Here is a 9,977-nt window from a genome sequence, read left to right on the forward strand (position 1 = left end):
CATGACCATCCGCGTTTTCCTGATTGACGACCACGCTCTCGTACGCACGGGCATGCGCCTGATCCTGGGCACGGAATCCGACATCGAAGTCGTCGGCGAGAGCGAAACCGGCGAAGCCGCGTTGCCGCTGGTGCGCCAGCTGAAGCCCGACGTGGTGCTGTGCGACCTGCACCTGCCGGGCTACAGCGGCCTGGAAGTCACCGAGCGCATCGTCCGCGCCGATATCGGCGTGCGCGTCATCATCGTATCGGTGCTGGAGGACGGGCCGCTACCGAAGCGTCTGCTGGAGGCCGGTGCGTCCGGTTACCTGGGCAAGGCCGGCGACGCGGCCGAACTGATCCGTGCCGTGCGCGACGTGGCGCGCGGCAAGCGCTACCTGGGCAGCAACGTGGCGCAGAACCTGGCGCTGCACACGGTGGGCGGTGACGCTTCGCCGTTCGATGCCTTGTCGCCGCGCGAGCTGGAAGTGGCGATGCTGCTCACGCAGGGCTTGCGCCAGGAAGAGATCGCGCGCCGGCTCAACCTCAGCGCGAAGACGGTAAACACGCACAAGACGCGGTTGTTCGAGAAGACCGGCGTGCAGGACAACATCGCCTTGGCGCGCCTGGCGGCCCAGTGGGGCCTGATGGATCCGACCCGCGCCCTCTGATCCTGCGCGAATTCCACCGCGCTGAAACGACACTGGCCGCTTTCGCGGCCAGTGTGCTGTAGCGCATCCCGAAAAGGGCGCAGCGCGTCAGACGCTGCGTTCTTCCGAGGTGGTGTCGTCCTGCTTGTCGTCGGCAGGCGCGTCGGCCGGCTTGGCCGGGGTCACCGGTTCGAACAGGCTGCGCGTCACCGACGGCGGTGTGTCCGCATCGGCGACGAAGAACAGCGAACCCGTCGCCGGGGCAGGGGCGGGCTTCGGTGCCGGTTGCGGCGCAGGCGCCGGTGCTTCCACGACGGCGATCGGCGCTTCCACCACGGGGGCTTCCGCTGTCGCTTCGTTCACCGCATCGACCAGATCGATCTGCACGGGCTCGTTGCGCACGTCGGCGATCGTCTCGCTGACTTGCGCGATCTCGACCGGGGCCTCCACGACATCGGCCACCACGACAACAGGCGTTTCCGCGATATCCGCCTTCACGGTTTCGACGATGGCGACAGCGACCGGTGCTTCCTGCTGCACGACGGCAGCGACCACCGGCTGCACGACCTCGGCTTCGGCCTTGACCTCTTCAATCACGGCGGCGGCGTCGACCTGGGCCGGAAGGCGGGCGATCGGTTCGACGACGGGCGCCGGCGCAGCCGGAGCAGCCACGTCGGCGGCAACGATCACCGGAGCCACGACGGCAACGGCGGCAGCAGCAGGCGCGTTGGTGCGAGCGGGTGCAGGCTCTTCATCGTCGAAGTCGAATTCGGGCTGCGAGCGATCGGCTACCGGTGCGGCGTCTTCGTCGCTGCCCAGTTCGTCGATGGACAGACCGTCTTCGCCCTGCGCGGCTTCACCGTTGCCACGACGGCGACGGCGGCCACCACGACGACCGCGACGACGGCGGCTGCCGCCTTCACCGGCTTCGCCGTCGGCACTGGGTGCGGCGTCGCCTTCGATGGCGACGATGCCCGCCTCGGTGTCCGACGCCTCGATCGGGGCAACGGGGGAGGGTGCCGGTGTGGCACGCACGGCCTCTGTCGCCACGACGGTGGCGGCTGCGGCTGCCGTCACCACGTCGACATCGGCAACGACCGCGGGCGCGATGGGCTTGATGGCCTGGTCTGCCTGCGGCGCGCGCGGTGCTTGCTGGCGCTGCCCTTCCTGCGGCTTGTTGCCCGCCGGCTGCTGCACCTTGGGCGCCTTCGGCTGCTGCGGGTTCTGCTGACCCTCGGCCTTGGGCTTGTTGGCCTTCTGGCCCTGCTGCTCGTTGCGCGGCTTCTGCTGCTGGGCGTTGCCGCCCTGCGGGTTCTGGCCCTTGGTGCGCTCGTCGCGGCGTTGACCGTCCTGCTTGCCGCCGCGACCCTGGTTCTGCTGGCCGCGGTTGTCACGGCCTTCGCGGTTGTCGCGATTCTCGCGGCGTCCGCTGTTGCGGTCGTTGCGCTGGCGGTTGTCCTGCTGCGGACGGGCCTGCGGTGCCGGTGCGGCGGCCGCAGACTCGCCACCGAACAGGCGCTTGAAGAAGCCGACCACGCCACCGGACGCGGGCGCTGCCACCGGCGCAGCAGCCACTGCAGCGGCCGGTGCGACGACCGGCACGGGCTGTTCGCGTTCTTCGCGCACCGGGGCAGGCTGGGCGTGCTTGACGTGGGTGACCACCGGTGCCGGCGGGATGTTGAGCTGCGACTTGGTCAGCGCGTGCACCGGCAGCTTGCGCGGCGTGCCGCGCTGGTAGCTGGGCTTGCTGGACTCTTCGCCCAGCTCGTTCTCGCGGATGCGGGTGACTTCGTAGTGCGGCGTGTGCAGTGCTTCGTCGGCAACGATGATGATCGGCGCGTCGTGGCGCTGCTCGATTTCGCGCAGGGCGCCGCGCTTCTCGTTGAGCAGGAAGTTGGCGATCTCCAGCGGCGCCTGGATCAGCACCTGCCCGGTGTTGTCCTTCATCGCGTGCTCTTCGGCCACGCGGATGATCGACAGCGACAGCGACTCGACGCTGCGCATGCGGCCGTGGCCATCGCAGCGCGGGCAGACGATCTGGCTGGACTCGCCCAGGCTGGGGCGCAGGCGCTGTCGGCTCATTTCCAGCAGGCCGAAGCGCGAGATGCGCCCGATCTGGACGCGGGCACGGTCGTACTTCAGCGCGTTCTGCAGCTTGTTCTCGACTTCGCGCTGGTGCTTGTTCGACGACATGTCGATGAAGTCGATCACCACCAGGCCGCCCAGGTCGCGCAGGCGCAGCTGACGGGCCACTTCTTCGGCCGCTTCCAGGTTGGTGTGGAACGCGGTTTCCTCGATGTCGCCACCCTTGGTGGCGCGCGCCGAGTTGACGTCGATGGCGGTCAGCGCCTCGGTCTGGTCGACCACGATCGAGCCGCCGGAGGGCAGGCGGACGTTGCGTTCGTAAGCGCCTTCGATCTGGGACTCGATCTGGAAGCGGTTGAAGAGCGGAATGTCGTCCTTGTAGTGCTTCAGCTTGCGCAGGTTGTGCGGCATCACCTGCTGCATGAACTCGCGCGCGGTCTCGTGCAGTTCCTCGGTGTCGACCAGGATCTCGCCGACATCGTTGCGCAGGTAGTCACGCAGGGCGCGCACGATCAGGCGGCTTTCCTGGTAGATCAGGAACGGCGCCGGCTTGGTCAGCGCGGCTTCGGCGATCGCGCGCCAGACGCTGAGCAGGTAATCGAGGTCCCACTGGAGTTCTTCGGCATCGCGGCCGACGCCGGCGGTGCGGATGATCACCCCCATGTCGTCGGGGATGTTCAGCTTGTCCATCGCCTCTTTCAGGGCGGCGCGGTCGTCACCCTCGATCCGGCGGGACACGCCGCCGGCGGTGGGCGAGTTGGGCATCAGCACCATGTAGCGGCCGGCCAGCGAGATGAACGTGGTCAGGGCCGCGCCCTTGTTGCCGCGTTCGTCCTTGTCGACCTGGACGACGACTTCCTGGCCTTCCCGCAGCAGTTCGCGGATGCCGGCCTTGTTGTGGTCCACGCCCGCCTGGAAGTAATCGCGGGAGATTTCCTTCAGCGGCAGGAAGCCATGGCGTTCGCCGCCGTAATCGACGAAGGCGGCTTCCAGGGAGGGCTCGAGCCGGGTGATGCGGCCCTTGTAGATATTGGACTTCTTCTGTTCCTTCGACGGCTGTTCGATATCGATGTCGTACAGGTTCTGGCCGTCGACGATGGCCACGCGCAGCTCTTCGGCCTGCGTGGCATTGATCAACATACGTTTCATTGTGCGTTCCTCGCGCGCTGCTACCGCGCGGAACGCCATGGCGTTTCGCCTCTGGAATGTTGCACCACCCCTTGCGCAGGCGCAGCGGGGCAGGTCGGGCTTCCAGCGCTACGACACCACGGCAGGCCGCGGGAGCGCTTGTTCTAATGGGGTGTTGCGGGCCGGCGGCAGCTTCCCTCGAGAGGTCGCGCCGCACGGGACATGTTCAGCACAGGTGCCGTCACGCACCCGGCGGTATCCGGGCCTGCCGATGAGCCGCTAACATGGCCGCCCCTGGGGCGGTGGCCGCGCACTTGCCGGAATCGCGGGGAGACGGGCTTCTGGCCCAACTGCAACTCCCAGCGAAATCAAACCCTTATCTCGCCCCCCGAGTCTAACAGATTAGCGTTCATGACCCCTAGCCCCCCGTCCGACAAACCGGCGGCCCCGCCCAAGACCGCTGTGCGTACCGTCACCGTGCCTGAAGACCGGGGCGGGCAGCGGCTGGACAACTTCCTGCTCGGCCAACTGAAGGGCGCGCCGCGTAGCCTGGTCTACAAGCTGGTCCGCAGCGGCCAGGTGCGGGTCAATGGCGGACGGGCGAAGGCCGAGCGCAAGTTGGAGGGGGGGGATGAAGTCCGCATTCCGCCCGTCAGTCTCAGCGAAGTCGGAGAAAAGGTCGGGCCGCCGGCTGGCTTCCTGAAACGGATGGAAGCAGCCATCGTCTTCGAGGACGAGCGCCTGCTGGTGATCAACAAGCCGTCCGGCGTCGCCAGCCATGGTGGCAGCGGCATCAGTCATGGCGCCATCGAAACCATGCGCGCGCTGCGCCCCAACCAGACGCTGGAGCTGGTGCACCGGCTGGATCGCGATACCTCGGGCCTGCTGGTGATGGCCAAGAAGCGCTCGGCGTTGTCCGAGCTGCAGGCGCTCTTGCGCGAGGACAGCGAGGGCGGGGCGCGCGGCATCGAGAAGCGCTACCTCACCTTGTTGGTCGGCCGCATGCCCGATGGGGTGATGAGCGTCGAGGCGCCGCTGCACATCGGCCTGCGCCAGGGCGGCGAGCGCCACGTCCAGGTGCATCGCGACGGCAAGGCCTCGCTGAGCCATTTCAAGGTGCTGGAGCGCCGTGGCGGACACTCCTATTGCGAAGTGCGGATCGAGACCGGCCGCACCCACCAGATCCGCGTGCACGCCCAGCACATCGGCCATCCGGTGGCGGGCGACGACAAGTACGGCGATCCGGCGGTGAACAAGCGCCTGCGCGAGCAGGCGGGATTGAAGCGCCTGTTCCTGCATGCCGCGTCATTGCGGTTCGCCCTGGATGGCGGCAAGACGCCTTACGTCTTGAACGCCCCGTTGGCGGAGGAACTCGTCGAGGCGCTGGACGACCTGCGCTGAGGTCGTAGCAACCTCAGTGCCAGAGGCCGAGCACGAGCCCGAACAGGGCGAACTGCACGGTGTGGTAACCGCCATCGATCAGCCATAGGCGCGCGCCGCGCTGGGCGAACAGGTAGTTGATGCCGAAGCTCGCCGCGACCAGGCCGAACCCGACAAGCACGCCGCGGCACACGGCGAACGACAGCGGCGGTTGCGGCCCGAGGAACCAGGCGAACACCGCGGCCGCGAGCAGCGAAAAGACTAAGGCACCACCGAAGATCTTCGCCGGGTGCCCCTGCTTCTGAGGGTCCATGCCGGCGGCCGCATTCCACGCCTTGCCGAACAGCGGGCCGTACCAGATGCCGCCGAGCAGGAAACTCGAAACGGCCGCGACAAGTACGGCCCACAGGTTGACTCCGTCCATCGATGCCCCCTCGCTAGCGATCTGTCAGTGGGCGCTGCCCTGCGCGAAGCAGCGGGTCGGCTTTTCCAGCACCGGCGGGAACGTCACCGGCACGGTGATCGTATGCGTGACCGGCTGGCCATTCCGGGTTGCGGCGCGGAACGTCCAGGTACGCACCGCTTCGAGTGCGGCCTTGTCGAGCGCGTCGTTGCCGCTGCCCTGTGCCTGCGCGACCTGCGTGGGAACGCCGTCCTTCTCGATGGTCACGCGCAGGACGGTGGTGCCTCCCTCGCTATTGCACTCGGCCTCGGGCGGATACGCCGGCGGAGGCGTGTCGATCGCCGCCAGTTCGGTGGGCGGGACAACCGGCGTGGCGGGGGCCTCGGTCTTGCCGCAGGCGACGAGCACGACGACGAGGGCCGGCAGCAACACCGGGCGTAGGGCACGCAGCATGTCCATCAGGCTTCTCCCAGCAAGGCGCTGGCTTTCGCCGCGCAGATGAAGTCGTTCTCGCTCAAACCGCCCACGTCGTGCGTGGAGTAGCGCACGACCGCACGGTTGTAGTGCACGCCCAGGTCGGGATGGTGGTCTTCCGCGTGGGCGATGAAGGCGAGCGCATTCACGAACGCCATCGTTTCGTAGTAGTTCTCGAACGGAAACGTACGCAGCAGCGCGTGCCCGTCCTCCACGAGTTCCCAGCCGGGCACCTGCGGCAGCAGTTCGGCGATGCGGGCGGGCGGGAGCCGATGTTCGCTGCCGCGCAGCGGCACGCAGTGCGCCTGGGCGAGGGGGATCAGGTCGGACATCGGGAATCTCCTGCGTGGCAGCCAGTCTGAACGAAGACCGACAATGGGCCCGTTAATGTGAATGCCCGTGGGGCAGGGGGCTAGAATACCCGCATGATCCAGATTTCCGACAGCGCACAGGCGCACTTCCGCAAGCTGATCGAACGCGAGTCGCTCGCCGGGCTGGGCGTCCGTTTGAGCGCCGTGCATCCGGGCACCGCACAAGCGGACGCACGGCTGGAATTCGCCGAGCCGCGCGACCTGGCGGGCGATGAGTGGGCCGTGGACTGCGATGGCTTCACGCTCTACGTGGATGCGGGCAGCGTGCACTGGCTGGACGGCGCCGAGATCGATTACGTCGTGAAGGGTGCGGGTACCCAGCTGACCATCAAGGCGCCGCGCATCAAGGGCGAAGCGCCCGGCGACAGCGCGTCGCTGGTCGAGCGCGTGCGTTGGGTGGTCGACAACGAAATCAATCCGCAGCTCGCGGCCCACAAGGGCCGGGTGGCCGTGGAGGAAGTCGGCGGCGACGGCGTGGTCTGGCTGCGCTTCGGCGGCGGCTGCCACGGCTGCGGCATGGCCGACGTCACCCTGAAACAGGGCATCGAGAAAACGTTGATGGCGCGCGTGCCCGGCATCACTGCCGTGCGCGATGCCACCGACCACGGGACCGGGGACGCCCCGTACATCCCGCGCGGCAACGCGGCCTGACGGACGCCAGCGCCGGTGACGAACGCCACCGACGTCATCGCGCACCTGCTGCCACGCAAGGCAGCGACCATCGTCGAGCGTCAAACCGGCCTGCCGTTCGGGTGGGGTCTGTGGCTGCGCGCCTTGCCCGAGCGATTGGGCCGGATCACCCGCGAGCGGGCGGATTCGGTTGTCGCGCTGTTCGCCGCGCGTGCACCGCGCCCGGCCGATCCGGTACCGCCGGTTCCCGGACGCATCGGCGCGTTGCGTTCGTTGCTTTACCAGGGCTGGGGACCGCCACCGCGCGAAGAGCGCTGGATGCGCTGGACCGCGGGCTTCACCAGCACGCTGATGCATGTGGCGTTCTTCCTGTTCCTGCTGTGGGTGGCGCTGGTGAAGATCCCACCGCCGGAGCCGGACACCGGTGACGACAGCAGTCGCGTACGCCTGGAAATGATCGGCCAGGGGGCGCCCGAAGAACCCGGAGCCGCGCCGCAGGCAGGCGCACCGGCGAGTGCCGCTTCTTCGCCGTCACAGGCTTCGTCTGCCGCGCCGGCAGCGCCCTCCCAGACCGCAGCCGCCTCGTCGGACGAGCAACCGGTGCCGGTTCCCTCCGAGGAACTCGCGGCCGCCGCGCCCGACGTGGTCGTGGTGCAACCCGACGTGCGTATGCCCGAGCCTGCACCAGCCGAGCCTGCCGCGCAGTCGGTGCAAGTGACCGAAGTGCCCGAACCCACGCGCGCCTACGTATTGCCGCCACCGACACCGCGCGAACCACAACTTCGCCAACCGGCCCCGCGTGAGGCCAGCGTGCGCGCGCGCGATGTCGCGGCGCCGGTCGAAGCGCCCGTGGTGCGGAATGCGACGCCTGCGCGCGTCGTCAACGCGGCGCCCGTGGCTGCGCGACCGCTGGATGTGCGTGAGCGCGAAATGGTGGCACCCTTACCGCAGCCGCGCACCGTAGCCGTGCCGACACGCGATGTCGCGCCCCGTGCCGTCAACACGCCGCAGCGCGACGTCAGGCAGGCCCAGGTGAGCGAACCGTCACCGGCGCCGCCGTCGCCCACGCCCTCCGTCGCGCCAGCGGCGAATGCAGCCGCATCGACGCCCTCTCAAGCGACCGCACGTTCGAACACGCCGGCGCCGTCGACGGCGCCCCGCGGAACGGCGCCTGCGTCTGGCGCACCGACGGTCGCACCGACGACCAAATCCGGAGGCTGGGCCGCACCGAATCGTGCGGACGACTGGGGCAATTCCCGGCGTAACGTCGCTGGCGACAGCGCGGCGAACGGACAGGACAAGCCCGGCCTGTACAACGCCGATGGCAGCCTGCGCGTGCCGGGTGATGCGGGCGACAACACGGCGCAACGAGGCGCGCCCGGCGGCAACAACGACCAGTGGACGCGCGAGCGCCTCGAGCAATCCGGCACTTGGTTGCAGCGCCCGCCGTACGACTACGAGCCCACCAGCTTCGACAAGTACTGGGTGCCGAGCGAATCGCTGCTGGCGGAATGGGTGCGTCGCAACGTGAAGGAAATGGAGATCTCGATCCCGGGCACCAACCTCAAGCTGAAGTGCACGATCTCCGTGTTGCAGTTGGGCGGTGGCTGCGGCCTGGGCAACTTCTTCCCGGACCCGCCGGTCGCACGGCCGCCGCCGGAGATCCCGGTGAAGCGCAAGCCGATCCCGACCGACAGCTGAGGGTTTGCGCGGTAACGGTGCCGGAACGAAAAACGGAGCCTTGCGGCTCCGTTTCTGCATGCCCGGCGGGGGCTTGAAACTTACTCGTGCACGCCGTGCAGATCGCGCAGCTGCGACGGACGCGAGCCGAAGTACGCCGCCAGGTCGGAGATGTCCTGGTCGCTGAGCGAGGCCGCCTGCGGGCTCATCAGCGCGTGCTGGCGATCGCCGCTGCGGTAAGCCTGCAGTGCATGGGCGAGGTAGTCGCCGTACTGGCCGCCGAGCTTCGGATAGGTGTCGTCGATGGGCGCATTGCCTTCGGCACCGTGGCAGTCGATGCAGCTCTGGCCGGTGGCCTTGCCCTTGGCCTTGGCCAGTTCCTCGCCCTTGGCGATGTGGCCCTTGGGCAGGCCGGCGGACGAGCTGGAACCATGTTCACCGCTGGCGTGGCCGGGGTTCTCGGCCGAGACCTCGGTGTTTTCCACCTTCGAACATGCCACCAGGGCGAGGGCAGCGAGCAGGGCGATGGCTAGACGCTGGGCGTGCTTGGCGTTGGGCATGGTGGTCTTACTTGACGGTGGAAAGGAATGCGGCGATGTCGGCGATGTCCTGGTCGCTGAAGCTCTGCGCCTGGGCCTGCATCGTGGGGTGCTTGCGGTTGCCGTTGCGGTACTCGGTCAGCGCATTGGCCAGGTAATCGGCAGACTGGCCCCCGATCCGCGGCACGTGGAAGTTCGGGTACGCGTTCTTGTAGCCCTCGATGCCGTGGCAGCCCTGGCAGGTGTAGGTCAGCGTGCGACCCGTGTCCGGGTTGCCGACCAGCGGCTTCGGCGCGGCAGCAGCGGGAGCGGCGGCAGGTGCCGCAGCGTCGACCGGGGCCGGCGTGGCCGGGGTTTCCTGTTGGGCGGTCAGGGCGGCCAGCGGGAGGGCGGCCAAGGCAAGGCAAGCGGCGAGCGGCAGCAGTCGCATCATTCTCGGGAAACTCTCAGGTTGCGCGCGCCGCGTACCACCGCGGCGCTTGGCTGAACGCAAGTATAGCCTGCGACCGAATGTCGCGCACAGGCGCGGCATGCCACCGCATGTCCGCGCAGCGCGCTCCAGCCGCCGGACGGCTTCCGTCATCGGGACGCGGATGACGTTGCGGATGGAGAATGCGGCCGCGCGTTGTCCGGCATCGCGCGTCGCCGGCGAAGCAACC

Annotated in this window: 10 protein-coding genes; 4 read left to right on the forward strand and 6 right to left on the reverse strand. The window is 68.5% G+C overall.

All coding sequences use genetic code 11. The annotated features are described in order from the left end of the window. Position 1: 1 nt before the first annotated feature. Positions 2 to 649 (forward strand): response regulator, encoded by a 648-nt coding sequence (locus ACSION_RS10095; RefSeq protein ID WP_093485812.1) that lies wholly within the window; start codon positions 2 to 4, stop codon positions 647 to 649. Between the two features lie 87 nt (positions 650 to 736). On the opposite strand, the gene rne is transcribed toward ACSION_RS10095, so the two are convergent. Continuing rightward, positions 737 to 3,862, reverse strand: coding sequence for a ribonuclease E (gene rne, locus ACSION_RS10100; protein WP_435305864.1), 3,126 nt, complete (start codon positions 3,860 to 3,862; stop codon positions 737 to 739). Between the two features lie 390 nt (positions 3,863 to 4,252). Here rne and ACSION_RS10105 point away from each other — a divergent pair, with 390 nt between their 5' ends. Continuing rightward, entirely contained in the window at positions 4,253 to 5,242 is a 990-nt protein-coding gene (locus tag ACSION_RS10105; RefSeq protein ID WP_435305865.1) for an RluA family pseudouridine synthase, read from the forward strand. Positions 5,243 to 5,255: 13 nt separating this feature from the next. On the opposite strand, the gene ACSION_RS10110 is transcribed toward ACSION_RS10105, so the two are convergent. From ACSION_RS10110 to ACSION_RS10120, 3 genes are read right to left on the reverse strand one after another with little or no spacing between them, the layout of a single operon-like run. Further along, a complete protein-coding gene (locus ACSION_RS10110) occupies positions 5,256 to 5,645 on the reverse strand; it encodes a DUF1761 domain-containing protein (protein WP_435305866.1) in 390 nt (129 codons plus the stop codon). Between the two features lie 24 nt (positions 5,646 to 5,669). Further along, entirely contained in the window at positions 5,670 to 6,083 is a 414-nt protein-coding gene (locus tag ACSION_RS10115; protein WP_435305867.1) for an energy transducer TonB, read from the reverse strand. Then, on the reverse strand, positions 6,083 to 6,430 hold the full coding sequence (locus ACSION_RS10120) for a 4a-hydroxytetrahydrobiopterin dehydratase (protein WP_435305868.1): 348 nt from the start codon (positions 6,428 to 6,430) through the stop codon (positions 6,083 to 6,085). Before ACSION_RS10120 ends, ACSION_RS10115 begins: the two co-directional genes overlap by 1 nt. Positions 6,431 to 6,523: 93 nt before the next feature. Here ACSION_RS10120 and ACSION_RS10125 point away from each other — a divergent pair, with 93 nt between their 5' ends. After that, complete coding sequence (locus ACSION_RS10125; RefSeq protein ID WP_093485822.1) at positions 6,524 to 7,120, forward strand: NfuA family Fe-S biogenesis protein; 597 nt, start codon at positions 6,524 to 6,526, stop codon at positions 7,118 to 7,120. A 15-nt stretch (positions 7,121 to 7,135) separates the two neighbouring features. Beyond that, the gene (locus ACSION_RS10130) at positions 7,136 to 8,800 is read left to right on the forward strand and encodes a hypothetical protein (protein ID WP_435305869.1); all 1,665 of its coding nucleotides are present in this window, start codon (positions 7,136 to 7,138) and stop codon (positions 8,798 to 8,800) included. Positions 8,801 to 8,880: 80 nt separating this feature from the next. Here ACSION_RS10130 and ACSION_RS10135 read toward each other — a convergent pair whose 3' ends face one another. Further along, a complete protein-coding gene (locus tag ACSION_RS10135; protein ID WP_435305870.1) occupies positions 8,881 to 9,339 on the reverse strand; it encodes a c-type cytochrome in 459 nt (152 codons plus the stop codon). Between the two features lie 7 nt (positions 9,340 to 9,346). Next, on the reverse strand, positions 9,347 to 9,748 hold the full coding sequence (locus tag ACSION_RS10140) for a c-type cytochrome (protein ID WP_435306695.1): 402 nt from the start codon (positions 9,746 to 9,748) through the stop codon (positions 9,347 to 9,349). Positions 9,749 to 9,977: the final 229 nt, after the last annotated feature.

Origin of the sequence: Pseudoxanthomonas sp. LjRoot125 (genome assembly GCF_964252705.1) — a bacterium.
Classification (GTDB): domain Bacteria; phylum Pseudomonadota; class Gammaproteobacteria; order Xanthomonadales; family Xanthomonadaceae; genus Pseudoxanthomonas_A.